General features: G+C 73.3%; 23 protein-coding genes. 16 read left to right on the top strand and 7 right to left on the bottom strand.

The genetic code is table 11. The features are described from left to right. Positions 1 to 92: 92 nt before the first annotated feature. Together purB and ACFP1K_RS26590 are read right to left on the bottom strand one after the other, a co-directional pair. Positions 93 to 1,523, bottom strand: a complete 1,431-nt coding sequence (gene purB / locus ACFP1K_RS26595; protein ID WP_380758147.1) for an adenylosuccinate lyase — start codon at positions 1,521 to 1,523, stop codon at positions 93 to 95. 82 nt (positions 1,524 to 1,605) lie between these two features. Continuing rightward, the gene (locus ACFP1K_RS26590; protein ID WP_380758144.1) at positions 1,606 to 4,839 is read right to left on the bottom strand and encodes an efflux RND transporter permease subunit; all 3,234 of its coding nucleotides are present in this window, start codon (positions 4,837 to 4,839) and stop codon (positions 1,606 to 1,608) included. Positions 4,840 to 4,959: 120 nt separating this feature from the next. On the opposite strand from ACFP1K_RS26590, the gene ACFP1K_RS26585 reads away from it, so the two are divergent. From ACFP1K_RS26585 to ACFP1K_RS26560, 6 genes are all read left to right on the top strand, one after another. After that, on the top strand, positions 4,960 to 5,418 hold the full coding sequence (locus tag ACFP1K_RS26585) for a MarR family winged helix-turn-helix transcriptional regulator (protein ID WP_380758142.1): 459 nt from the start codon (positions 4,960 to 4,962) through the stop codon (positions 5,416 to 5,418). 36 nt (positions 5,419 to 5,454) lie between these two features. Continuing rightward, on the top strand, positions 5,455 to 6,246 hold the full coding sequence (locus ACFP1K_RS26580) for an SDR family NAD(P)-dependent oxidoreductase (protein WP_380758140.1): 792 nt from the start codon (positions 5,455 to 5,457) through the stop codon (positions 6,244 to 6,246). Between the two features lie 102 nt (positions 6,247 to 6,348). Further along, positions 6,349 to 6,882, top strand: a complete 534-nt coding sequence (locus ACFP1K_RS26575) for a hypothetical protein (protein ID WP_380758137.1) — start codon at positions 6,349 to 6,351, stop codon at positions 6,880 to 6,882. A gap of 38 nt (positions 6,883 to 6,920) precedes the next feature. Continuing rightward, positions 6,921 to 7,946 carry a hypothetical protein gene (locus tag ACFP1K_RS26570; RefSeq protein WP_380758134.1) on the top strand — a complete coding sequence of 342 codons (1,026 nt, stop codon included), beginning with the start codon at positions 6,921 to 6,923 and terminating at the stop codon, positions 7,944 to 7,946. A 24-nt stretch (positions 7,947 to 7,970) separates the two neighbouring features. Beyond that, the gene (locus ACFP1K_RS26565; protein ID WP_380758132.1) at positions 7,971 to 9,305 is read left to right on the top strand and encodes a Dyp-type peroxidase; all 1,335 of its coding nucleotides are present in this window, start codon (positions 7,971 to 7,973) and stop codon (positions 9,303 to 9,305) included. A gap of 317 nt (positions 9,306 to 9,622) precedes the next feature. Next, positions 9,623 to 10,117 carry a universal stress protein gene (locus ACFP1K_RS26560; RefSeq protein ID WP_380758130.1) on the top strand — a complete coding sequence of 165 codons (495 nt, stop codon included), beginning with the start codon at positions 9,623 to 9,625 and terminating at the stop codon, positions 10,115 to 10,117. Positions 10,118 to 10,138: 21 nt separating this feature from the next. Here the strand turns inward: ACFP1K_RS26560 and ACFP1K_RS26555 are convergent, their stop codons facing one another. Continuing rightward, on the bottom strand, positions 10,139 to 11,137 hold the full coding sequence (locus ACFP1K_RS26555) for a helix-turn-helix transcriptional regulator (protein ID WP_380758127.1): 999 nt from the start codon (positions 11,135 to 11,137) through the stop codon (positions 10,139 to 10,141). A gap of 57 nt (positions 11,138 to 11,194) precedes the next feature. Here ACFP1K_RS26555 and ACFP1K_RS26550 point away from each other — a divergent pair, with 57 nt between their 5' ends. Then, on the top strand, positions 11,195 to 11,947 hold the full coding sequence (locus ACFP1K_RS26550) for a DeoR/GlpR family DNA-binding transcription regulator (RefSeq protein WP_380758125.1): 753 nt from the start codon (positions 11,195 to 11,197) through the stop codon (positions 11,945 to 11,947). Then, positions 11,944 to 13,368, top strand: coding sequence for an MFS transporter (locus ACFP1K_RS26545; RefSeq protein WP_380758123.1), 1,425 nt, complete (start codon positions 11,944 to 11,946; stop codon positions 13,366 to 13,368). The genes ACFP1K_RS26550 and ACFP1K_RS26545 overlap by 4 nt, the downstream gene beginning before the upstream one ends. Positions 13,369 to 13,547: 179 nt before the next feature. Here the strand turns inward: ACFP1K_RS26545 and ACFP1K_RS26540 are convergent, their stop codons facing one another. Next, positions 13,548 to 14,288, bottom strand: a complete 741-nt coding sequence (locus ACFP1K_RS26540) for a hypothetical protein (RefSeq protein WP_380758121.1) — start codon at positions 14,286 to 14,288, stop codon at positions 13,548 to 13,550. A gap of 226 nt (positions 14,289 to 14,514) precedes the next feature. Between ACFP1K_RS26540 and ACFP1K_RS26535 the strand changes: the two genes are divergently transcribed. From ACFP1K_RS26535 to ACFP1K_RS26500, 8 genes are all read left to right on the top strand, one after another. Beyond that, positions 14,515 to 15,543, top strand: coding sequence for an AAA family ATPase (locus ACFP1K_RS26535; protein WP_380758119.1), 1,029 nt, complete (start codon positions 14,515 to 14,517; stop codon positions 15,541 to 15,543). A 59-nt stretch (positions 15,544 to 15,602) separates the two neighbouring features. Next, complete coding sequence (locus ACFP1K_RS26530) at positions 15,603 to 16,577, top strand: DUF58 domain-containing protein (protein ID WP_380758188.1); 975 nt, start codon at positions 15,603 to 15,605, stop codon at positions 16,575 to 16,577. Further along, positions 16,574 to 17,521 (top strand): VWA domain-containing protein, encoded by a 948-nt coding sequence (locus ACFP1K_RS26525; protein ID WP_380758117.1) that lies wholly within the window; start codon positions 16,574 to 16,576, stop codon positions 17,519 to 17,521. Before ACFP1K_RS26530 ends, ACFP1K_RS26525 begins: the two co-directional genes overlap by 4 nt. A 55-nt stretch (positions 17,522 to 17,576) precedes the next feature. Next, positions 17,577 to 18,263 (top strand): class I SAM-dependent methyltransferase, encoded by a 687-nt coding sequence (locus ACFP1K_RS26520; protein WP_380758115.1) that lies wholly within the window; start codon positions 17,577 to 17,579, stop codon positions 18,261 to 18,263. Positions 18,264 to 18,268: 5 nt separating this feature from the next. Then, positions 18,269 to 18,850, top strand: a complete 582-nt coding sequence (locus tag ACFP1K_RS26515) for an RNA methyltransferase (protein WP_380758113.1) — start codon at positions 18,269 to 18,271, stop codon at positions 18,848 to 18,850. 114 nt (positions 18,851 to 18,964) lie between these two features. Then, positions 18,965 to 19,768 carry a glycerophosphodiester phosphodiesterase gene (locus ACFP1K_RS26510; protein ID WP_380758111.1) on the top strand — a complete coding sequence of 268 codons (804 nt, stop codon included), beginning with the start codon at positions 18,965 to 18,967 and terminating at the stop codon, positions 19,766 to 19,768. 112 nt (positions 19,769 to 19,880) lie between these two features. Next, the gene (locus ACFP1K_RS26505) at positions 19,881 to 21,227 is read left to right on the top strand and encodes an MFS transporter (protein ID WP_380758109.1); all 1,347 of its coding nucleotides are present in this window, start codon (positions 19,881 to 19,883) and stop codon (positions 21,225 to 21,227) included. Positions 21,228 to 21,418: 191 nt separating this feature from the next. Continuing rightward, entirely contained in the window at positions 21,419 to 21,763 is a 345-nt protein-coding gene (locus ACFP1K_RS26500; RefSeq protein WP_189166187.1) for an RNA polymerase-binding protein RbpA, read from the top strand. Between the two features lie 97 nt (positions 21,764 to 21,860). Here ACFP1K_RS26500 and ACFP1K_RS26495 read toward each other — a convergent pair whose 3' ends face one another. Genes ACFP1K_RS26495 through ACFP1K_RS26485 form a run of 3 tightly spaced genes read right to left on the bottom strand, consistent with a single transcriptional unit; the run spans position 21,861 to position 23,175 of the window. After that, positions 21,861 to 22,343 carry a Clp protease N-terminal domain-containing protein gene (locus tag ACFP1K_RS26495; RefSeq protein WP_380758106.1) on the bottom strand — a complete coding sequence of 161 codons (483 nt, stop codon included), beginning with the start codon at positions 22,341 to 22,343 and terminating at the stop codon, positions 21,861 to 21,863. Positions 22,344 to 22,345: 2 nt separating this feature from the next. Continuing rightward, positions 22,346 to 22,576: a hypothetical protein gene (locus tag ACFP1K_RS26490; protein ID WP_380758105.1), complete on the bottom strand. Its 231-nt coding sequence runs from the start codon at positions 22,574 to 22,576 to the stop codon at positions 22,346 to 22,348. A gap of 59 nt (positions 22,577 to 22,635) precedes the next feature. Continuing rightward, on the bottom strand, positions 22,636 to 23,175 hold the full coding sequence (locus tag ACFP1K_RS26485; protein WP_380758103.1) for an FxsA family protein: 540 nt from the start codon (positions 23,173 to 23,175) through the stop codon (positions 22,636 to 22,638). Between the last annotated feature and the right edge of the window lie 68 nt (positions 23,176 to 23,243).

Below are 23,243 nucleotides of genomic sequence, written 5' to 3'. Positions count from 1 at the left end.
TTCACAGGGGTCGTGGCGGGGGACACGGGACGGCGGGGGTCATGGGACGGGACGGCGGCGCGGCGAGCCCGCGACGCGGGGCGGGGCAGGGGTCACAGGATGGGGGCGGGCCGGTAGGCGGCGGCGCCGGGGTGGCCTGCCACGACCTCGGCGACGCGGGCGACGACCTGTTCCACCTGGCGGGTGGCGGCGCCGGTGAACGGGGCGGGGTCGGCGAGCAGTGCGCGCAGGGCGTCCAGGTCCAGGGGGAAGCGGGGGTCGGCGGCCAGGCGCTCCAGCAGGTGGCCGGCGGCGCCGGTGTTGCGCATGTCCAGGGCGGCGGCCACGGCGTGCTCCTTGATGAGCTCGTGCGCGGTCTCGCGGCCGACGCCGGCCCGGACGGCGGCCATCAGCATCTTGGTGGTGGCCAGGAACGGCAGGTAGCGGTCCAGCTCGGCCCCGATGACGGCGGGGAACGCGCCGAACTCGCCGAGGACGGTGAGCATGGTCTCGGCCAGGCCGTCGAACGCGAAGAACGCGTCGGGCAGCGCGACGCGGCGCACCACCGAGCACGACACGTCGCCCTCGTTCCACTGGTCGCCCGCCAGCTCGCCGGTCATCGCGGCGTAGCCGCGCAGCACCACGGCCAGGCCGTTGACCCGTTCGCAGGAACGGGTGTTCATCTTGTGCGGCATGGCGCTGGAGCCGACCTGGCCCTCCTGGAAGCCCTCGGTGACCAGTTCGTGCCCGGCCATCAGCCGGATCGTGGTGGCCAGGCTGGAGGGCGCGGCGGCCAGCTGGACCAGCGTGGTGAGGACCTCGTAGTCCAGGGACCGGGGGTAGACCTGGCCGACGCTGGTGAGGCGGGTGGCGAAGCCCAGGTGGGCGGCGACGCGGTCCTCCAGGGCGTCCAGCTTGGCGACGTCGCCGCCGAGCAGGTCGAGCATGTCCTGGGCGGTGCCCACCGGGCCCTTGACGCCGCGCAGCGGGTAGCGCGACAGCAGATCGGTGAGGCGCGCGTACGCGGCGAGCAGTTCGTCGGCGGCGGTGGCGAAGCGCTTGCCGAGGGTGGTGGCCTGGGCGGCGACGTTGTGGGACCGGCCGGCCATGACCAGCGCGGCGTGCCGGGCGGCGAGGTCGGCCAGGCGGGCCAGCAGCGCCACGGTGCGGTCCCTGACGATCAGCAGGCTGTCGCGGACCTGCATCTGCTCGACGTTCTCGGTGAGGTCGCGGGACGTCATGCCCTTGTGGACGTGCTCGTGCCCGGCCAGGTCGTTGAACTCCTCGATGCGGGCCTTCACGTCGTGCCGGGTGAGGCGCTCGCGCTCGGCGATGGAGGAGAGGTCCACCTTGGCGGCGACGCGTTCGTAGTCGTCGGCGACGCCGGGCGGGACGGGGACGCCGAGCTCGGCCTGCGCGCGCAGCACGGCCAGCCACAGCCGCCGCTCGGCCACGATCTTGTGCTCGGGGGACCACACCCGCACCAGCTCCGGTGAGGCGTAGCGGGCGGCGAGGACGTTGGGAATGCGCGGCTTGGCGGTCACGTCGGCCCAGTCTATTCAGACGGCCGCGGCCGCCCGCACCGGACCCGCCGGTGCGGACGGCCGCCTGGGCCCGGGCCGCCGGTCAGCGGCTGGCCAGGGCCTCGGTGTCGTAGACCTTGACCTCGGGGGCGCCGTCGCCGCCGCGCCGGCGGCGCAGGCGCTCCTTGGTGCGCTCGACGATGGTGTACAGGGTGGGGACCAGCACCAGGGTGAGCAGCGTGGAGGACACCAGCCCGCCGATCACCACGACGGCCAGCGGCTGGGAGATGAACCCGCCCGAGCCGGTCAGGCCGACCGCCATCGGGGTGAGGGCGCAGATGGTGGCGATGGCGGTCATCAGGATGGGCCTCAGGCGCCGCCTGCCGCCCTCCATGACCGCCTCCACCACGCCCAGGCCCTGTTCGCGGTACTGGTTGATCAGGTCGATCAGCACGATGGCGTTGGTGACCACGATGCCGATCAGCATGAGCATGCCGATCAGGGCGGGCACGCCGAGCGGGGTGTCGGTGATCCGCAGCAGGCCGATGGCGCCGGTCGCGGCGAACGGGATGGACACCAGCAGGATCAGCGGCTGCACGAAGCTGCGGAACGTCGCCACCATGATCATGAAGACGATGGCGATGGCGGCCAGCATGGCCAGGCCGAGCTGCCCGAAGGCCTCGTTCTGGTCGGCGCTGACCCCGCCGATGGTGTAGGTGACGCCGGCGGGCAGGGTGAGCGTCCCCATCTTCTCGGTGATCTTGGCGGTGACGGCGCCCAGGTCGCTGGCGGTGGCGGCGGCCGACACCGAGGCGGTGCGGTTGCCGTCCTGGCGGGTGATCTGGGTGGGCCCGGCGACCTCGCGCACCTCGGCCACGGCCGACAGCTTCACCAGCCCGGTGGCGCCGGCGAGGTTCAGCCCCCGCACCGCCGCCAGGTCCTCGGGGGCGCTGCCGACGCGCAGGATCAGGTCGTTGGGGCGGCCGTCCAGGGTGATCTGGCCGACCGGCGCGCCGCGGAACGCCTGGGCGACCTGCTGGGCGACGCCCGCCTCGGTGAGGCCCTTGGCGGCGGCCTTGGCCCGGTCGACCCGCACCTCGATCCGCGGGGCGCTGCTCTCCAGGTTGGACGACACGTCACGCAGGCCCTCAACGCCCTTCAGCGCCGCCAGCACCGCGTCGGAGCCGGACTTCAGCGCCGCCTGGTCGGGGCCCTGCAGCACGACCTCGGCGCGGTCGGAGGAGAACCCGCCGCCCTGGCCGCCGACGGTGACCTCGCCCACGCCCGACAGGCGCGACACCCGTTCGCGCAGCGTGTCCTGCAGCACGGGGGTGTCCACGCCCTCGGCCACGGTCACCGAGTACGACACCCGGTCGGACATGCCGCCGCCGAGCGCGCCGCCGAGGCCCCCGCCGCCGCCCACGTTCACCTGGTAGGACGCGACGCCGTCGATGGACGCCAGCACCTCCTCCACCTTCTTGGCGGCGGCGTCGGTGGTGGCCAGGTCGGTCCCGGCCGGCATCTTCTGGTTCATCGAGATGGTGTCCTGGCCGGAGGAGTCGATGAAGTTGGTCTTCAGGCCCGGCGCCAGGCCGATCGTGCCGATGAACACCACCAGCCCGATCAGCAGCGTCGTCAGCCGGCGGCGGGTGGCGAACCGCAGCACCGGCAGGTAGGCCCGCTGCAGGGGGCTGCGCAGCTCCTTGGCCTCGGCCTCGGCCCGCATCGCCGCCGCCTGCTCGGGCTCCAGCGCCGGGGCCTTGAGGAACCAGTACGCCAGCACCGGGATGACGGTCAGCGACACCAGCAGCGAGGCCAGCAGCGCCACGGTGACGGTGATGGCGAACGGCGCGAACAGCTGCCCCACCATGCCGCCGACGAACGCGATCGGCGCGAACACCGCGACCGTGGTCAGCGTGGACGCGGTCACCGCGCCGCTGACCTCCCGCACGGCGCGCAGCACCGCCTGCCGCTTGGGCTCGCCGTAGGCAAGATGGCGTTTGATGTTCTCCAGCACCACGATCGAGTCGTCCACCACCCGCCCGATGGCGATGGTGAGGGCGCCCAGGGTGAGCAGGTTCAGCGAGTAGTCGCCCACCCACAGGGCGATCAGCGCGATCACCACCGACATCGGGATGGACACCGCGGTGACCAGGGTGGAGCGCACCGACAGCAGGAACAGCAGGATGACCAGGACCGCGAACACCAGGCCGAGCAGGCCCTCGGTGGACAGGTCCTCGATGGACCGCTCGACGTAGGGGGCCTGGTCGAACACCACGGTGATCTCCGAGGCGTCGCCGAGCGCGCGGGTCAGGCCGGCCAGCTCGGCCCGCACGTCGTGCGAGATGCGCACCGCGTTGCCGTCGGGGGTCATGGTGATGGAGATGCCGAGGCTGCTCTTGCCGTTGGTGCGGGTGATGGAGGTGGCGTCGGACGGCCGCTGCTCGATGGTGGCGACCGAGCCCAGCTTCACCGGCTTGCGCGCGGCGGCGGGGCGGACCGGCGCGCCGGGGATCGCGGACGCGGCGCCCGCGGTGGCGCCGGCGGCGGGGCGGCCCTGCTGGGTGCGCGCCGGGGTGGCGGGCGCGGCCGGGGCCTGCGGGGTCAGGTACAGGTTCTTCAGGTCGTCGATGGTGGCGACGCGCTGCCCGATCTGCACGGTCAGCGACTTGCCGTCCTTGGTGAGCGTGCCCGCCGGGACGGGGGTGCCGTTGGCGCGCAGCACCTCGGGGATCGCCGCCGGGGACAGGCCGAGCATGGCCATCTTCCCGAGGTCGGGGGTGATGACGACGGTCTGCGCGCGGGCGCCGGACACCGCCACCTCGCGCACTCCCTCGATCGCCTGCAGCTGCGGCACCGCGATGCGCTCCAGCTTGTCCAGCATGGCCTGCTGGTCGCCGCCGTCGCCGATCGCCAGCACCATCACCGGGATGTCGTCGGTGTTGCCCGCCACCACCGTGGGGTCCACCCCGGCGGGCAGCTGGGGCCGCACCCGGATGATCGCCTGCTGCATCTTGCCGACGGCCGCCTCGATGTCGGTGCCGTACTCGAACGACACCGACACCTGGGCGCGGCCCTCACGGGACACCGAGGTGATCTTGGTGACGCCCGCGATGCCCTGGAGGCCCGCCTCGATGGGCTTGGCGACCTGCTCCTCGACGATGTCCGGCGACGCGCCCTGGTAGGGGGCCACCACGAACGCTCCGGGGAAGGACAGCGACGGCAGCAGCTGCTGCTTCAGTGACGGGATCGCGAAGACGCCGAACACGCTGATCACTAGAGCGACCATGATGACGAGGCTGCGGTTGGCGAGGCTCAGCCTGGCCAGAGCGGTCATGAGGGGGCCTTCCGGACGGTGACGCTGAAGAGGATTTCGGCAATGCTAACACTTCGCACGATACGAATATTTAGCCCGGCCATGAACTCCTGGTAACCTTGGTCGCGCATGGAGCGAAAGGTGACCGTGGACGCTGAGAGAGAAGAGCTGATCGCCCGGATCGGCGAGTCGCAGCACGCCCTCGGCCGGGCCTTCGCCCACGACCGCTCCATGCCGCTGCTGGCCAGCAACCTCACCATGCAGCAGCTCAAGGTCGCCCTCATCCTCGCCCACCGCGGATCCACCCCCGGCCAGGAACTCGCCCACACCCTCGGCGTCGGGCTCGGCACCGTCACCGGCATCGTCGACCGCCTGGCCGCCCAGGGCCTGGTCACCCGCCGCGAGGACCCCAGCGACCGGCGGGTCCGCCTCGTCGAGCTCACCGACGCCGGCCGCCGCATGACCGAGCAACTCGCCGACGCCGGCATGGCCGGCTACCGCCGCCTGCTGGACCGCCTGGACACCGACACCCTCCGCCGCCTCGACGAGGTCATGCGCGAACTGCGTAACGCCGTCACCGACCTGTACGGCACCATGTGACCGGCCGGTGAAGGGGTGGTGCTACGTTCTGGCGCCATGCATTCCTCTACCGGCGGCGCGCCGTATCTGCATCGGCTGTTCTCACTGGAGGGGCGCACGGCCCTGGTCACCGGGGGGAGCTCCGGTATCGGGTACGCCATGGCGGAGGCGATCGGGTGCGCGGGGGCGGCGGTGGTGCTGGTCGCGCGGCGGGAGGCCGAGCTGGCGGCGGCGGTGGAACGGCTGCGGGGGCAGGGGGTGGACGCGCACCCGCTCAGCGCCGACCTCGGCGACGGGGCGGCGGTGCGGGAGGTGTGCCGCCGGGCGGACGGGTTCGCCGGGGAGATCGGCATCCTGGTCAACGCCGCCGCCAACAACATCCGCCGGCCCATGGGTGAGCTGACCGAACAGGACTACGACGCCACCGTCCGCGTCAACCTCACCGCCCCCTACCTGCTCGGCGCCCACTTCGGGCCGCGGATGGCGGAGCGCGGCTGGGGACGCATCATCAACGTGGGCTCCCAGCAGGCCATCAGCGCGTTCGGCGACAGCGGCGTCTACGGCGTCAGCAAGGCCGCCCTCGCCGGCCTCACCCGCTCGCAGGCCGAGGCCTGGTCCGGGCACGGCGTGTGCGTCAACACGGTGATGCCCGGCTTCGTGCTCACCCCCCTGACCGCGGCCGTCCAGGCGGAACCCGGCCGCGTGGAGGCACTGGCCGCCCGCTCCATGACCGGCCGCAACGGACTCCCCGGCGACTTCGCCGGCGTCGCGGTCCTGCTCGCCGGAGACGCCGCCTCGTACATGACCGGCCAGTCGGTGTACGTCGACGGCGGCTTCTCCGTCCACTGACCCCTCACCCCTCCCCCGACATCGACGACGTGGGATGATTGTGCAGGTCAGGTGGCCTTTGGGCCTGTTCCCCTCCTGGCAGGGCGAAAAGGGGGACGGGCCATGGACATCACGCCTGAGGCGGTCGTCATTCCCAAGGAGACCGGCCACCTCGAACAGGGCAGGTACGGCCCCGTCTTCCCCAGGACCCCGGCGTGCCACGGGTTCACCATCGTCGCCGGCGTCAAACCGGGACGGGCCGCGGCGATCAGGGACCACGGTCACGCGCTGGCCAAGGCACTGGAGGACGATCCGTACCTCCTGGCCCCGCTCAAGCTGCACTACCTGCGCTGGGTGCTCTTCGACGACGACACCCGCTTCATGTACCAGGGCATCTTCGACACCGACTTCGACAAGTACACCGAGGACGCCATCGCGCTGTTCAGCAGGGCGGGGGTGAACACCGCGTTCGAGAACCTCGAAGGGTTCCCCGAGGACTGGAGGACCAACCCCGAGGCGTTCGTCAGGTTCGTCCGCGAGCACCAGTGCCCGAGCTTCGTCGAGTACGGCGAGTACCCGTACGTCACCGCCGACGAGATCAAGAAGGCGCTGCGGATCAAGAACGCCCTGTCGGAGATGCTCGACCAGCTGCAGTGACAGGGGCCGCCTGCTCCGCCGTGGGCTCCGGAGGCGACATGAACGACCACCCGACCGCACGCACCTACAACCAGAACCATGTGCCGCGCGGGTACACCCCCGGCCGGCGGCGGGTGAGCGTCTACGTCTCGTGGAGCTATCCCGCCGAGGCAGGCCGCCACCCGGCCGAGCTGGACAACCGGTTCTCCACCATGACCGAGGTGCGGCGCGCGGCCTGGCCGGCGTACGAGGACCCCAAGTGGTCGGACCCGCTGCGGTTCCAGCAGGGCATCGCGGGAGGGCTGGAGTTGTTCTTCCTGGGCTGGCTGCTGTTCCAGCGGTTCACCGCGGAGACCACCGGACACCCCGTGCCCGTGTACCAGCGCGTCGACCAGGCCGGGTTCCGCACCGTGCTGGACGAGCGGGTGCTCGACGACACCGACACCCTGCTCGTGTTCGGGCTGGACCACATGATCACCGGCCAGGACGCCGAACCCGGGGAGGTCGAGGCGCTGCGGCGGTTCCTCACCCGGGAAGGGACGTGCCTGGTCCTCGGGCCGCACCACGAGGTAGGGGCGTCGGACGACCTGGCCGTGCGGGACGCCGAGTACCACCATCACGGCGACCCCCTGGTTCCCCGGCAGCAGCGCTTCGCCCGGTACGTCCGGGGCCTCATGCGCGGGCTCGGCGTGCCGGTGGAGAACCGCTACGGGCTGCGCCCCGCGGTGCCCGAGCGGGGAGCGAACACCAGCGCGCCGCTGTCCGTCGCCAGGGACCTCGACACCAGGGGATGGCTGGACGGCGTCACCGCCTTCAACTTCCACATGCACCTGCCGCACTACGCCGTGACGAGCGACGGCCCGGACGTCGTGCACGTGCTGGGCAGGCAGCCGATCGACATGTCCCGCCCGCCGCACCCCTTCACCGAGGCCGGCCACACCGAGTTCAACAGGATCCTCTGGATGCCCCCCGCCGGGTGGCGCGCCGGCGACGTGCTCCTGGCCGACTCCACGCTCTTCAGCGCGCTGTTCGGCATCGACGACAGCCTGCGCGCCTTCTGGAGGAACATCGTCTCGGCCAGGTAGCACCACGACGGGGAGGGCGTATCGGTGACGGGGGGGACGCGTGCCGTGCTCGAACTCGACGACATCCAGCGCGGGGTTCTCAGCCCCCGGCCGACCCCGTACGCGGCGGCCTACATCCTGTTCCGCGTCGACGAGCGCGCGCACGGGCGGGAGCTGATGCGGCGCGTCAGCACGGTGGTGACCTCGGCGGCCGGCGCGGCGAGCCCTCTCGGCGAGACCTGGATCAGCGTCGCGCTCACCTGTCACGGCCTCAGGGCGCTGGGCGTGCCGCGCGAGGCGCTGGACACCTTCGCGTGGGAGTTCCGCCAGGGGATGGCCGCCCGGGCCACGACGCTGGGCGACACCGGCGACAGCGACCCGCGGAACTGGGAACCGCCGCTGGGCACGCCGGACGTCCACGTGGTGCTGGTGGCCCTGGCGCCGTGCGCGGCCCGGCTGGAGGCGGCCCTCGACCGCGCCCGCCCCGCCTTTCACGCCCTGCCCGGCGTCACCGCGATCTGGCGGCAGGACTGCCACGCGCCGCCCACCGCGACCGAACCCTTCGGCTACCGCGACGGCATCAGCCACCCGGCCGTCGAGGGCAGCGGCATCGCCGGGTCCAACGCGCTGGAGACACCGCTCAAGGCCGGGGAGTTCGTGCTCGGCTACCCCGACGAGCTCGGCGGTGTGCAGACCCTCCGGCCCGAGGTGCTGGGACGCAACGGCGCCTACGCGGCCTTCCGCAAGCTCCACCAGCGCGTCGCCGCCTTCCGCCGCTACCTGAAGGACAACGCCACCGGCGCCGGGGACGAGGAACTGCTGGCCGCCAAGCTCATGGGCCGCTGGCGCAGCGGCGCGCCCCTCGCGCTCAGCCCCCTGCGCGACGATCCCGCCCTCGGAGCCGACCCGAGCCGCAACAACGGCTTCCTGTACGAACGGGACGACCCCGCCGGATTCGTCACCCCCGGCGGCTGCCACATCCGCAGGGGCAACCCCCGGGACGCGGCGGTGGCGGGCGAGCCCAGGCTGCACCGGATGATCAGGCGCGGCACCGCCTACGGCCCGCCGCTGCCCGACGGCGTCCTCGCGGACGACGGCGCCGACCGCGGGCTGATGTTCGCCTTCATCGGCGCGCACCTGGCACGGCAGTTCGAGTTCGTCCAGTCCCAGTGGATGAACGACGGCGTCTTCTTCGGCGCCGCCGGCACGAAGGATCCCATCGCCGGGTCCGGCGAAGGGACCGGCGACTTCACGATCCCCCGCAGGCCCCTACGGCGCCGCCTGCGAGGAGTCCCCCGGTTCGTGGTCACCCGCGGCGGCGAGTACTGCTTCATGCCCTCACTGAGCGCCCTGCGCTGGCTCGGCGACCTCGACGACTGACCCGCGGCCGCCGCCCGATGGGCTGTCCGATTGCGGACAGGTTTGTGGAGGTGGTGTGCGGAGCGCTGCACCGACTCCCGCCCTTTACAATGTAGATCACGGTATGGAGTGTGCGGCGCGGACCGTTGGGCAGGGCGACAGGAGCCCACGAATCGCCTACGAGCCGAGCCCGCCGCCTACCCCTCCCTCGCCGCCCGCCAGGAAATCGAATATGTAGCACGATGTGTACTGGAAACATGACATTTAGTCGGTTTTTTCCTGGGCTTTGGCGGCGCGTCACCGGCGGCGGGTGATGCTCGTTGTGGAGGAGGTAATCCGTGACGCACAACACCATCCGCCCCCGCATCGTGGTCGGCGTGAGCAACACCCCCGCCGCCGCGGCCGCGTTGCGCTGGGCGCTCGGGGAGGCACGGCTGCGGGACGCGGAGGTCGTCGCGGTGCACGCCTGGCAGTGGTCGGGCAAGCATCGCGCGTCGTACGCCCCCATGGGCAGCTGGCGTTCCCCGGACGAGGAGTACGAGGCGGCCCGCGAACGGGCCCGGCGGGTCGTCGGCCGGGTGTCGCCGGGACTGGACCCCGTGGTGGCGCAGGGGCCGCCCGCCCAGGTGCTGCTGGAACACGGCGCGGGCGCGGCCATGCTGGTGCTCGGCGTCCGCGCCGCCGACCCCGGCACCCCGGCGCCCGCTCCCCCGGTGGTCGCGGCCTGCGTCATGGCCGCCCTCTGCCCGGTGGTCGTCATCTCCGCCCGCGCCGCCGGCGCGTCCGCCTTCCGCCCCTACGACGTGACCCTCAGCGGAGCCCCCATCGGCTGAGCGGGACGGCCCCGGCGGCCGTCACGAGGTGAGCGGCGCCGGGCGGGGGCCGTCGTACAGCGCGGCCAGGCGGGTCACCGCCTCGGTCATGTGGTCGCGCAGTTCGGGGGGGCCGAGCACCTCCAGGTCGGGGCCCATGCGCAGCAGCAGCCAGCAGGCGTGGCGCAGGGACTCCACCGGGAGGCGCAGGCGGCGCCAGCCGTCGGCGTCGGGAGGCTCGGCGGTCTCCAGGGCCGTCTCGGCGGGGCGGTTGCCGACGGTGACGCGGAGCATGCCCTCGGCGCCGGGGGCCAGGCGCACCAGGGCCTCGGCGGTGTACATGCGCTCCTTGAACTCGGAGGCGTAGCCGCGCCAGAAGCCGGCCAGGTCGAAGCCTTCGGGGCGGGTGAAGTGGCCGGGCATCAGCTCCGCCGAGAGGATGCGTGAGACGCGGTAGGTGCGCGGCTCGGCGCCCTCGGGGGCGGCGATCATGTACCAGGAGCCGCCCTTGAGCACCAGGCCGTAGGGGCGGACCTCCCGCTCGACCTCGGCGGGGCCCCAGCGGCGGTACACCATGCGCAGCCACCGCTCGTCCCACACCGCGTCCGACACCGGGCCGAGCCAGGGCACCTCGTCGGCGTCGCGGTACCAGCCGGGCACGTCCAGCAGGAACCTCTGGCGCATCCGGGAGGCGTGCGAGCGCGGCTCGGGCGGCAGGGCGGCCAGCATCTTGAGCTCGGCCGCGGCGGCCACCTCGGCCAGGCCCAGCTCGGCCGCCGGGCCGGGCAGGGCGGCCAGGAACAGCGACGACGCCTCCTCGGCGGTGAGGCCGTTGAGGCGGGTGCGGTAGCCGTCCAGCAGGCGGTACCCGCCGGCGGGCCCGCGGTCGGCGTACACCGGGACGCCGGCCGACGACAGGGCCTCCACGTCGCGGTAGACGGTGCGGACCGACACCTCCAGCTCCCGTGACAGCTCGGTGGCCGTCATGTGGCCACGGGTCTGCAGGAGCAGCAGCAAGGACAGCAGGCGGCCGGCGCGCATGGGTCACAGTCTCCCCCATCGTTTGCAAACGAACATAAGTCATGTTCATATGAACATATGGACCGTTTGCGGGCGATCATGGACGCCCTCACCACAGCCGACAGCGTGTCGGTCGCCGACCTGGCGGCCCAGCACGGCGTGTCGGAGATGACCATCCGCCGCGACCTTGACGAGCTCGCCCAGCAGGGCGTGGTCCGGCGGATCCGGGGCGGCGCGCAGAGCCTGCTGCTGCGCGGCGAGGAACCGCCGTTCGGGGTGCGCGAGCACGACGCCACCGAGGCCAAGCGGCGCATCGGGGCCGAGGTGGCGCGGCTCATGGCCGACGGCGAGGCCGTCGTGCTGGACGGCGGCACCACCGCCCTGGAGGTGGCCCGCGCCGTGCACGACCGCAGGCTCACCATGCTGCCGCTGTCGCTGCAGTCGGTGCAGGCCCTGGCCGGGGCGCCCCGGATCCGGCTGGTGCTGCCCGGCGGCGAGGTGCGGCCCGGGGAACTCAACATCACCGGGCCGCTCACGGTGAACACCATCCGGTCGCTGCGGTTCGACACCGCCGTCATCGGGTGCTGCGGCCTGTCGGCCGAGCACGGCATGACCGCCCACGACCTGGAGGACGTCGCGGTCAAGCAGGCCGCCATCGCCTCGGCCCGCCGGGTCGTGGTGGCCGCCGACTCCCAGAAGTTCCGCCAGACCGCCTTCGCCGCGGTGTGCCCCGCGAGCGGCATCGACGTGCTGGTCACCGACGAGCGGATCCCCCGCGACCAGCACGACGCCCTCGTCGCCGCCGGAGTCGCCGTCCGGATCGCCCCATGAGGACACCCGACCCTGCGACCATCGGCCAGAGTCCCACCGTCACCACCCCGCCCTCCCCCATCGGCGCCCTCAAAGGACGCCCCGACACCCTTGACGGTCACATGACGACTCCCGCGCCCGGCACGGCCCCCGCCTCATCGACGCGCGCCACCGCGCCCCCCGGCGCGGCCCCCCACCCCCCGCCCGGCGGCGACCCGCCCTTGTCAGGCGACGGCGCCGCGCCGCCGCCGGCACCGCTCCCGGCCACCGGCACCGCCGGCGGGGAGCTGCGGCGGGCGCGGATCGCGGTGTACCTGCTGTTCCTCACCTCCGGGGTCGCCGTCGGGGTGTGGACCGCGCGGATCCCCGCGCTGAAGGAACGCCTGCAGATCGGCGAGGGCGAGCTGAGCGTGGCGCTGCTCGCCATCGCGGGCGGCGCCTTCATCGGCATGCAGATCGTCGGCCCCCTGGTGGACCGGCTGGGCACCACCCGGGTGCTGACCCCCGTCGCGTTCGCGCAGGTGCTGGTGCTGCTGCTCCCCGCCGCCATGCCCTCGCTGTGGACGCTGATCGCGGCGCTGCTGGTGTTCGGCGCGGTGCTCGGCATGCTGGACGTGTCCATGAACGCCAACGCCGTCCAGGTGGAACGCCGCCACGGGCGGCCGATGATGTCGTCCTTCCACGCGGTGTTCAGCATCGGCGGGTTCCTCGGCGCGGCGCAGGGCGGCCTGTTCGCCTACGCCGGGATCGGGCCGTGGACCACCCTGGCGGCCGCGGCGGCGGCCCTGACCGTCCCGGTGGTGCTGGCCGCCCGCTGGGTCCTGCGCGTGGGGCCCGAGCCCCGGCGGCCGGGCGCGCGGGGCCGGGTGCGGGTGCGCGAGGTGCTGTTCCTCGGCGCGCTGGCCTTCTGCTGCCTGGTCGGGGAGGGCGCCGCCGCCGACTGGGGATCGGTGTACCTGCGCGAGGACCTCGGCGGGTCGCAGGGGTTCGCGGCGGCGGCCTACGCCGCGTTCTCGATCACCATGACCGCCGGGCGGTTCGCCGGCGACCGGCTGGCCGCGTGGCTCGGCCCGGTCACCCTGGTCCGCTGCTGCGGAATCCTGGCCGGGGCCGGCCTCGGGGCAGGCCTGCTCGCCGCGCACCCGGTCGCCGCGGTGGCGGCGTTCGCCTGCTTCGGCGCCGGGCTGTCGTGCACCGTCCCGCAGGTGTTCTCCGCCGCGGGCAACCGCGACCCCGCCCGCGCCGGCCAGGCACTGGCCCGCGTCGCCGGGCTCGGCTACCTCGGCATGCTCGCCGGCCCCGTGCTGATCGGCGCGATCTCCGAGGTCGTCGGGCTGCCCGCCGCGCTGGCCGTCCCCGCCGTCCTGGCGCTGTTCGTCGCGGTCACCGCCGGCGCGGTCCGGCCGGCCGCCGCGGGCAGGGAACCCGCCCCGGCCGCCTGACCGCCGGGCCGGGCCACCGTCCCGGCACACGTCACCGCCCACCCGGGGACCCTGCGCGCCGTGCCGGGTCCCCGCACGCGTGCGGGGACGCCGCGAACGTCATGCGGGTGGCGGCGCGGCGGACCCGGATCCCCGCACCCGCGTGCGGGGGCCGTTCACATCGAAGATCGAAGGAGGGGTCAGATGTCTTCGCCCGGGTCGTCGCCGGGGCCGGTGGGGCGGGGGGTGACCTCGCCGCTCTCGCCGGGGGACGGGCTGGGGGACGGTTTGAGGGTCTCGCTGGGGGACGGCACCGGAGGCGGGGTGGGGACGTACATGGTGGGCGGGAGGGGACGGCCGGGGCCGGGGGGCTCCTCCTCCCGGCCGAGCAGCAGCCAGGCGATGGCGACCGCCAGGACCAGCAGGGCGACCAGCGCGGACAGGGCCACCATGACGGCGCGCCTGGTCTCGGTGGGCGGCGGCGCGGGCGGCGGGGGCAGCGGGACGGCGGGCACCCGGTCGCCCAGCCAGTAGGGCACGAAGTCGGGACCGTGGGCGTCGCCGATCAGGGTGCCGGTGATCATGACCGAGGCGAGGAACCACGACGCGCCCTGGTCGCCCGGGGTGTACGGCACCGCGACCCACGGCGCGGAGCCCTCGTCCATCGCGATGATCCGCGGCGCGCCCGTCGGCGCCCGGCCGCGGGCCCTGGCCACCCACCCGAGCACACCGCCGCGGCGGGCCTGGCGGGCGGCGGTCAGGAAACGCTCCCTGGCGGCGGCGTCCATGGCGGCGCCCCTGGTCAGCAGCGCGACCGAGACCGCGCGGCCCCCCTCGTCCTGCGCGAGGTACACGAACCCGGTGGGCAGGGTCTGCAGCCTCGCCTGGACGACATAGGGTCCCAGCCGGGGCGGATCGCCGTACTGGAGCGGAATGGCCACGCTGACATGAAAGCACACCCCAGCACCTGGCCCGGCCATGATCACACCGAGGCCCGGCGCCTTACCTCCTCCATACACCGGGTCGATCATCATGGACGTGCTGTGCACTTTGTCCCGTGGTGCTGCGGGCCGGTGTGGGGGCACCGGCCGGAGACCGGCGGGGAACCTTCGGGCGCACCGTGCCGGTACCGTGCACCTTTGCTTCCGGTTTGATGGAATGGGCCGCATGACCGTTGCCGAAGAACGCAGTGGCGGAAGCGGGCCCGAGGAGGGCGCCGACGCCGATCTGGGGCTGCTGCAGCAGGCCTTGTCGGAGGTCCGGCGTGTCATCGTCGGCCAGGACCACATGGTGGAGCGGCTGCTGGTGGCCCTGCTCGCCCGTGGTCACTGCCTGCTGGAGGGCACGCCCGGCGTCGCCAAGACGCTGGCGGCCTCCACGCTCGCCACCGTGGTGGGCGGCACCTTCGCCCGTATACAGTTCACCCCCGATCTGGTGCCCAGCGACATCGTGGGCACCCGGGTGTATCACCCTTCGAGCGAGAGTTTCGACATCGAGCTCGGGCCGGTGTTCGCCAACTTCGTCCTCGCCGACGAGGTCAACCGGGCCCCGGCCAAGGTGCAGTCGGCGCTGCTGGAGGTGATGGCCGAACGCCAGGTCACACTGGCCGGCCGCACCCACCCGCTGCCCAAGCCGTTCGTGGTGCTGGCCACCCAGAACCCGGTGGAGTCCGAGGGGGTCTACCCCCTGCCCGAGGTGCAGCGCGACCGGTTCCTGTTCAAGGTCAGGGTCGGGCACCCCACCGCCGGGGAGGAGCTGGAGATCCTGCACCGGATGAGCGTGTCCCCGCCGCTGCCGGGGCGGGTGCTGGACCCCGACCGCCTGATGGCCCTGCAGAAGCTCGCCGACCAGGTGTCGGTGCACCAGCTGGTCGCCGACTACGTGGTGCGGCTGGTCATGGCGACCCGCTCCCCCGCCGAGTACGGCCTGCGCCACCTGGAGGAGGCCATCGAGATCGGGGTGAGCCCGCGCGCCACCCTCGGCCTGGTGTCCGCCGGGCGGGGCCTGGCCCTGCTGCGCGGCCGTGACTACCTGCTGCCCGACGACGTGCGCGACGTCGCGGTGGACGTCATCGGGCACCGGCTGATGCTCACCTTCGACGCCCTGGCCGACGGCGTGGAGCCCGAGGAGGTGGTGCGCCAGATCCTCGCGTCGGTGCCGCCGCCCCTGGTGGTCTGGAACCAGGCCCAGCGGTGACCGCCGCCAAGGCCTCAGAGAACGTACCCTCCGCGCACCCCGGGCAGCCGCCCGAGCAGGTGGAACGTCCCCTCGGCACCGGCGGCGGGCACGGGCCCGAGCACGCGCTGCGGCGGCTGGAGCTGACCGTGGTGCGGCGCCTGGACGGCCTGCTGCAGGGCCAGCACCAGGGCCTGCTGCCGGGCCCGGGCAGCGAGCCGGGCGACAGCCGGATGTACGTGCCCGGCGAGGACGACGTGCGGCGCATGGACTGGGCGGTCACCGCCCGCACCCAGGTCCCGCACGTGCGGGACCTGATCGCCGACCGCGAGCTGGAGACCTGGGTGCTGGCCGACCTGTCGCCCAGCATGGACTTCGGCACCGCCGACATGGAGAAACGCGACCTGGTGATCGCCACGGTGGGGGCCATCGGGTTCCTCAGCAGCCGCATCGGCGACCGCTTCGGGGCGTACGTGGTCCACGGCGACCAGGTGAGCCACATGGCCGCCCGCACCGGCCGCCCCGCGATGTACGCGCTGCTGTCGGCGCTGCTGGACACCCCGCGCGGGCTGCCCGCCACCGGGCCCACCCGCCTCGGCGAGGTCATCCAGACGCTGGCCGCCGCGCGGCGCAGGCGCGGCCTGCGCGTGGTGGTGTCGGACTTCCTGGAGCTCGGGCCGGGCGGCGAGCCGGACGCGGTGCGCACCTGGGAGCGGCCGATGCGCCGACTGGCGGCCCGCCACCAGGTGCTGGCCGTGGAGGTCCTCGACCCGCGCGAGCTGGAACTCCCCGACGTCGGCCTGATCACGCTCACCGACCCCGAGACCGGGCACACCCGGCAGCTCCACCTGACCCCGAAGATCCGCCGCGACTACGCCGAGGCCGCCGCGCGGCAGCGCGAGGCCAACCGGGTGGCGCTGCGCCGCTGCGGCGTCGCCCACCTCGTGCTGCGCACCGACCGCGACTGGGTGTACGACATCGCGCAGTTCACCCTCAGGCACCGGCGGACCGCCCATCTGGCCGGGCGGCATCCCACCAGGAGGGCCGGCACGTGATCTTTCTGTCTCCCGGATGGCTGTGGCTGTTCGCCGGGCTGGCACTGGTCGTGGCGGCGTACGTCGCGGCGCAGTTCGCCCGCCGCCGCTACGCCGTGCGGTTCACCAACCTGGCCCTGCTGAGCTACGTGGCGCCGGAACGGCCCGGGTGGCGGCGGCACGTGCCGGCGGCGCTGTTCCTGGTCATGATGAGCCTGCTGGTGCTGGCCGCGGCGCGGCCGGCCGACGCCACGCGGGTCCCGAGGGACCGGGCCACCATCATCGTGGCGGTGGACATCTCGCTGTCGATGGAGGCCGCGGACGTCACCCCGAACCGGCTGGTCGCCGCCCAGCAGGCGGCCCAGCAGTTCGTCAAGGACCTGCCCGAGCGGTTCAACGTCGGCCTGGTGTCGTTCGCCCGGTCGGCGGCGGTGGTGGTCTCCCCCACCACCGACCACCTGGCGGTGATCACCGCGATCGGCAACCTGTCGACCCGGCCCGGCACCGCGATCGGCGAGGCGGTGTTCAACTCCCTGGACGCGGTGCGCTCGTTCGACCAGCGGGCCGTCACCGACCCGCCGCCGTCGGCGATCGTCCTGCTGTCCGACGGCGACAACACCTCAGGCCGTTCGGTCAACGAGGCGATCCAGGCGGCCGTCGGCTCCCGCGTCCCGGTCTCCACCATCGCCTACGGCACCCCCGAGGGCACCGTCAGCATCGACGGCCGCGACGTCCAGGTCCCGGTCAACAAGACCACCCTGCAGTCCCTGGCCGACGGCACCGGCGGCCGCGCCTACGCCGCCGAGTCCGGCGACCAGCTCCGCGACGTCTACAGCCAGATCGGCACCTCCCTGGGCTTCCGCATCGTGCACCAGGAGGTGGGCCAGTGGTTCACCGTGGCCGGTGTCCTGGTGGGCCTGCTGGTGGCCGCCGCCACCATGCTGCTGGGCGCCCGGCTCCCCTGACGCCGCCCCCCGGCCGATCACGGGCACCGCCGGGGGGTTGGTAACGTCAGTGCACGTGACGTCCAAGCAGGCGGGGGCACAATACTTCGAGGAGCGGCCGGGGGCGGCGGCGCGGCCGGGGACGGTCGACGTGCTGCTGGCCGACGTCCACCTTCGGCTGGCCACCGACAGCGGGGTGTTCTCCCCCGGGCGCCTGGACCCGGGCACCCGGGTGCTGCTGGAGAGCGTCCCGCCGCCGCCCCAGGACGGCGACCTGCTGGACCTCGGCTGCGGGTACGGGCCGATCGCGCTGACCATGGCGTCCCGGGCGCCGTCGGCGACGGTGTGGGCGGTGGACGTGAACCGGCGGTCGGTGGAGCTGTGCGCGCGCAACGCCCAGGCCGTCGGCCTTGACAAAGTAAGGTCACTCCATGTGTCCGAGGTGCCGCCGGACGTCAGGTTCGCGGCGATCTGGAGCAACCCCGCCATCCGCATCGGCAAGCCCGCGCTGCACGCCATGCTCACCCAGTGGCTGGACCGGCTGGCCCCCGGCGGGGCGGCGTACCTGGTGGTGCAGAAGCACCTCGGCGCCGACTCCCTGCAGCGGTGGCTGAACGACCAGGGCTGGCCCACCGACCGCGTCACCTCCCGCACCTCCTACCGCGTGCTGCGCGCCGCCGCCCGCCCGGCCGCCGCGCACCCCGCGCAGGGCTCCCCCACCGACCAGGCCGCCCGCCCGGCCACCGACGAGCAGGAACACTGACACCGATGACCACAGGCACCCGCAGGCAGCTCCGCCAGACCGACGTCAAGCGGCTCAACCGCACCTGGCGCCGCGGCACCGAGAAACGGCTGGCGCTGATCCTGGAGTCGGTGACCGGCCCGTTCAACGTCGGCTCGATCTTCCGCACCGCCGCCGCGTTCGGCGCCGAGCGGATGTGGCTGGCCGGGAACACCACCCCGCCCACCAACCCCAAGGTGCAGAAGACCGCCCTCGGCACCGACCGCCTGGTCCCCTGGGAGGAGGCCGTCCCCCCCGTGGACGCGATCCGCGAGGCCCGCGAGGCCGGCTACACCGTGATCGCCGTCGAGCTCACCGGCGACGCGGTCCCCCTGCACCGGGCCCGGCTGGACCGCGACGTGTGCCTGGTGCTGGGCAGCGAGGACCACGGCTGCTCCCCCGCCGTGCTCCAGGCCGTCGACGAGGTGATCTACATCCCGCAGGTCGGCCGGGTCGGCTCGTTCAACGTGGGCGTGGCCGCCGCGATCGTCCTGTCGGAGACCCGCCGCCAGGAATGGGCCGCCGCCGGCCTCGCCCCGGCCGCGGAGGCGCGCGACGACCGCGGGTGACGGCCGCGCGGGCGGCGTCGTGGCCTCCCGAATGGGAACAACAGGGTGGTTCGTGACCCAAATGTTCACCCAGGTGAGCTGACGTGGTGCCGTTGACGCGGGATACTCCTGGTCGTGCAGCAGCGTTACCCATTCCTTGATCACCCCGGGCCGCTGGCCTTCGCCCATCGCGGCGGGGCCGCCGAGGGCAGAGAGAACACCATGGCCGCGTTCGCCCGGGCCGTCGAGCTGGGATACGCCTACCTCGAGACCGACGCCCACGCCACGGCGGACGGCGTGCTGCTGGCCTTCCACGACCACACCCTGGACCGCGTCACCGACCGGCACGGGCGGGTGGCCGCGCTGCCCTACCGCGAGGTGCGGCGCGCCCTGATCGGCGGCGTGGAGGAGATCCCGCTGCTGGAGGACGTCCTCGGCACCTGGCCAGAGGTCCGGGTCAACATCGACGTCAAGGAGGCCCCGGCGATCGGCCCGCTGGCCGAGGCGATCCGCCGGACCGGCGCCTACGACCGCGTCTGCCTGACCTCGTTCTCCGACATGCGGCTGGCCAGGGCGCGGATGGCCGTGGGCCGCCCCGTCTGCTCGGCGCTCGGGCCGCGCGGCGTGGCCCGGCTGCGCGCCGCCGCCATGGGCTCGGGGTACGGGCGGCTGCTCGGCGGCCTGGCCCGCCTCGGCGTGCCCTGCGCGCAGGTTCCGGTGGGCTTCCGCGGCGTGCGGGTCGCCACCCGCGCCCTGGTGCGCACCGCGCACGCCCTCGGCATGCAGGTGCACGTGTGGACGGTCAACGAGCCCCGGGTGATGGAGGACCTGCTGGACCTCGGGGTGGACGGCATCATGACCGACAACATCTCCGGCCTGCGCGACGTGCTCACCGCCCGCGGCCAGTGGCATCCCCACACCCCCGCGGCCCACGCGTGACCAAGGCCCGCCGCGCCGCCGCGTCCCGCCCCGGGCCCCCCTGAGCACCGCCGCCTGACCGCCCCTCCCCCCGTGACGCCCCCCGCCAAGGCCAGGAAGGCCAGGAGAACCGATGAGCACCCCCGTCCTCGCCGAGGAGACCCCGACGGCGCGCCGGCGCGAGCAGCGCGGCTGGTACTGGTACGACTTCGCCAACTCCGGCTTCCAGACCACGGTGATCACCGTGTTCCTCGGGCCGTACCTGACCGCGCTGGCCGAGAACGCCGCGGGCGGGGAGAACGGCTTCGTCGGGTTCCTCGGCTTCGACTTCCGGGCCAAGGCCTACTTCTCGGCGATCGTCACCATCTCGGTGGTGCTGCAGATCGTCGTGATGCCGATCGCCGGGGCCCTGGCCGACCACACCGGCCGCAAACGCGAGATGCTCGGGGTGTTCGCCTACCTCGGCGCGGTGGCCACCCTCGGCTTCTACTTCGTGGACGGCACGGCGTACGTGCTGGGCGGCGTGCTGTTCATCGTGGCCAACGTCTCGTTCGGCGCGGCCATGGTGGTGTACAACTCGTTCCTGCCGCAGATCGCCGGGGCCGAGGAACGCGACGCGGTGTCCTCGCGCGGCTGGGGGTTCGGCTACCTCGGCGGGTTCCTGCTGCTGGCGGCCAACCTGTTCCTCTACCAGGGCAGCGGGGTGGAGGAGGGCCTGGCGGTGCGGATCAGCCTGGCCTCGGCGGGCGTGTGGTGGGCGGTGTTCACCGTGATCCCGCTGCTGCGCCTGCGCAACCGGCCGGTCGCCTCGCACGACGCCACGCCCGGCCAGGCCGTCACCGGCAGCTTCCGCCAGCTGGGCCGGACCATCGCCGGGCTGCGCCGCTACCCCCGCACCCTGCTGTTCCTGGTGGCCTACCTGATCTACAACGACGGCGTGCAGACCGTCATCTCGTTCTCGGCGACCTACGCCGACCAGGAGCTCGGCCTGGGCAGGACCGTCCAGATCACCGCGATCCTGATGGTGCAGCTGGTCGCGTTCGGCGGCGCGCTGCTGCTCGGGCGGCTGGCGTTCAGGTTCGGCACCAAGCGCACCGTGCTGGTCAGCCTGCTGGTGTGGACCGGCGTGGTCGCCGTGGCGTACTTCCTGCAACCGGGCGCGGCGGTCCAGTTCTACGCCATCGCGTTCCTGATCGCGATCGTGCTCGGCGGGACACAGGCCCTGTCGAGGTCGTTGTACTCGCTGGTGATCCCGCCGGGCAGGGAGGCGGAGTACTTCAGCCTGTTCGAGATCAGCGACAAGGGCTCGGCGTTCCTCGGCTCGCTCACCCTCACCCTGGCCCTGCAGATCACCGACAGCTACCGCTCGGCCATCCTGTCCTTGGTGATCTTCTTCGTGGTGGGTTTCATCCTGCTGGCGATCGTCAACCTGCCCAGGGCGGTGCGGGAGGCCGGCAACGAGGTGCCCGCGCACCTGTAATCACCTGGGCGTCTGTCCTGGGGGCACCCCGGGGCACCCCTGAGGGGGACGGATCGGGCACACGACGCGCAGGACCAACGCGAAAAGCGCGATTGGATCACCCCAAGGGTGGGAATCCATCCACGGTATCAAGCGTTGTAAGCCGTGGAGACCCACCCCTCACAGATGGGGCCCTCAGGAGGCATTGAAACATGGGCGAGCGTGCACTTCGCGGTACCCGGCTCGGAGCCACCAGCTACGAGAACGACCGCAACACCGATCTGGCGCCACGCCAGGAGGTGCCCTACACCTGCCCGAAGGGCCACCGTTTCGACGTGCCCCTTGCCGCCGAGGCGGAGATCCCGGCGACGTGGGAGTGCCGCAACTGCGGCGCGACCGCGCTGAGGGTGGACGCCGAGCAACCCCAGCAGAAAAAAGCGAAGCCGCCACGTACCCATTGGGACATGCTGCTGGAGCGCCGCACGATCGAGGACCTCGAAGAGGTCCTGAACGAACGGCTGGCCATCCTCCGGGCACAACGGCGCAAGAGCGCCTGACCGGCTAGACGCCCCGACCGGCGCGCGCGGGCCACACCAGTGGCCCGCGGGCGCTTTTTCATGTACCGGGACGGTTTTCCTCGGCCGGGCGGCCTCGTCAGCCGGTCTCGGCGGGGAGGGTGCGCAGCAGGCCGGCGATCAGGGCGGCGCGGTCGACGCCGGCGAGGGCCAGGGCGCGGGGGACGGTGCCGACCTCGGCGCGCAGGACGCCGAGCAGCAGGTGCTGCGGGCGCAGGTCCTTCTTGCGGCCGACGCCGGAGAAGCCGCGTTCCAGGGCCAGCTTGGCCGAGGCTCCGAGGTTGTCCGGCAGGGCGCCGGCGGGGGTCGCGCGCGGGAGGTCGAAGGCGCCCAGGGAGACCCCGGCGGCGCCGAGGCTGTGCTCGTACTCGCGGTCCAGGGCGGCGCGGATCGCGCGGTGGTCGAGGCCGGCCGCGCCCAGGACCTCGCGGGTGGCGTCCTCGCCCTCGGCGGCGATCGCCAGCAGCAGGTGGTGGGCCTCGACGGCCGGTGATCCGTCGGCCCGCGCCTCGCGCCGCCCCTGTTCGGTGATCGTGTTGATGTAGTGGTCGATGCCGGCCATGGTCAGCGCCTCCTGAGGGTCACGCCCGCGCCGATGAGCCGCTTGGCGTGCTTCTTGTGGACCGCCTGGCGGGTGACGCCGAGTGCCTCGGCGACCTGTGGCCAGCCCCAGCCGGCCCGCATGGCCCGCTCGACGGCGGCGTCCTCGATCTGGTCGGCCAGGCGCCGCAGGGCCGCCACCGCGGCCAGCGCGTCGGCGGGGTCCGCGGGGACGGATGGCTCGGAGTCGGTCATGCGAGCAACGCTAGTTGACTGATCCCGGATTAGTCAACCCGAGTTGCTAGTGTCGTGGCTCAGGATTCCACGGGAGGGCGCGGCGCGGGACGAGAGCGCTCGTCGCGGGGGGCGGCGGTGCCGTCGTCGACCACCTGGCCGGAGACGACGCGGGCGCCGTCCGGGCGGGCACGGCCACCCGGGGCGGCCTGGCCGGGGAACATCATGCCGAACGGGGTGCCCGCGGTCAGGTGCCGGACGCGGCGGCCGAGGAACCAGGCCAGCAGGCGGCGGGCGATCGGCCGGGTGAAGGGCAGCACGCAGAAGAAACCGGCCAGGTCCGTGAGGAAGCCGGGGGTGAGCAGCAGGGCGCCGCCCGCGACGATCAGCGCGCCGTCGGCCAGCTCGCGGTCGGGCATGCGCCCCGACTGGAGCGACTGCTGCAACGCCCGCCAGGCGCGCCGTCCCTCCCGCCGCACCAGCCAGGCACCGAGCAGGCTGTCCAGGATCAGCAACCCGACGGTCTGCCAGCCGCCGATGACCTGGCCGATCTGGATCAGCACCCAGATCTCCAGCACCGGAACGATCAGGAATCCGAGAAAAAGCAGCACACGCAGCATGGCCTACCATCACCTCGGCATGTACAACGCCGCGCCCCGCCCCCCGGTTCCCGCATCCCGGCTCCGGC

This window comes from Sphaerisporangium aureirubrum (assembly GCF_042658925.1).
Lineage (GTDB): Bacteria > Actinomycetota > Actinomycetes > Streptosporangiales > Streptosporangiaceae > Sphaerisporangium > Sphaerisporangium aureirubrum.
This window is presented reverse-complemented; position numbering and strand designations above follow the sequence as displayed.

Excerpts from the sequence above, each read along its gene's own strand:
- ACFP1K_RS26590 (WP_380758144.1), bottom strand. The coding sequence starts at position 4,839 with ATGACCGCTCTGGCCAGGCTGAGCCTCGCCAACCGCAGCCTCGTCATC.
- ACFP1K_RS26580 (WP_380758140.1), top strand. The coding sequence starts at position 5,455 with ATGCATTCCTCTACCGGCGGCGCGCCGTATCTGCATCGGCTGTTCTCA.
- ACFP1K_RS26575 (WP_380758137.1), top strand. The coding sequence starts at position 6,349 with ATGGACATCACGCCTGAGGCGGTCGTCATTCCCAAGGAGACCGGCCAC.
- ACFP1K_RS26570 (WP_380758134.1), top strand. The coding sequence starts at position 6,921 with ATGAACGACCACCCGACCGCACGCACCTACAACCAGAACCATGTGCCG.
- ACFP1K_RS26555 (WP_380758127.1), bottom strand. The coding sequence starts at position 11,137 with ATGCGCGCCGGCCGCCTGCTGTCCTTGCTGCTGCTCCTGCAGACCCGT.
- ACFP1K_RS26550 (WP_380758125.1), top strand. The coding sequence starts at position 11,195 with ATGGACCGTTTGCGGGCGATCATGGACGCCCTCACCACAGCCGACAGC.
- ACFP1K_RS26545 (WP_380758123.1), top strand. The coding sequence starts at position 11,944 with ATGAGGACACCCGACCCTGCGACCATCGGCCAGAGTCCCACCGTCACC.
- ACFP1K_RS26535 (WP_380758119.1), top strand. The coding sequence starts at position 14,515 with ATGACCGTTGCCGAAGAACGCAGTGGCGGAAGCGGGCCCGAGGAGGGC.
- ACFP1K_RS26515 (WP_380758113.1), top strand. The coding sequence starts at position 18,269 with ATGACCACAGGCACCCGCAGGCAGCTCCGCCAGACCGACGTCAAGCGG.
- ACFP1K_RS26505 (WP_380758109.1), top strand. The coding sequence starts at position 19,881 with ATGAGCACCCCCGTCCTCGCCGAGGAGACCCCGACGGCGCGCCGGCGC.
- ACFP1K_RS26500 (WP_189166187.1), top strand. The coding sequence starts at position 21,419 with ATGGGCGAGCGTGCACTTCGCGGTACCCGGCTCGGAGCCACCAGCTAC.
- ACFP1K_RS26495 (WP_380758106.1), bottom strand. The coding sequence starts at position 22,343 with ATGGCCGGCATCGACCACTACATCAACACGATCACCGAACAGGGGCGG.
- ACFP1K_RS26490 (WP_380758105.1), bottom strand. The coding sequence starts at position 22,576 with ATGACCGACTCCGAGCCATCCGTCCCCGCGGACCCCGCCGACGCGCTG.
- ACFP1K_RS26485 (WP_380758103.1), bottom strand. The coding sequence starts at position 23,175 with ATGCTGCGTGTGCTGCTTTTTCTCGGATTCCTGATCGTTCCGGTGCTG.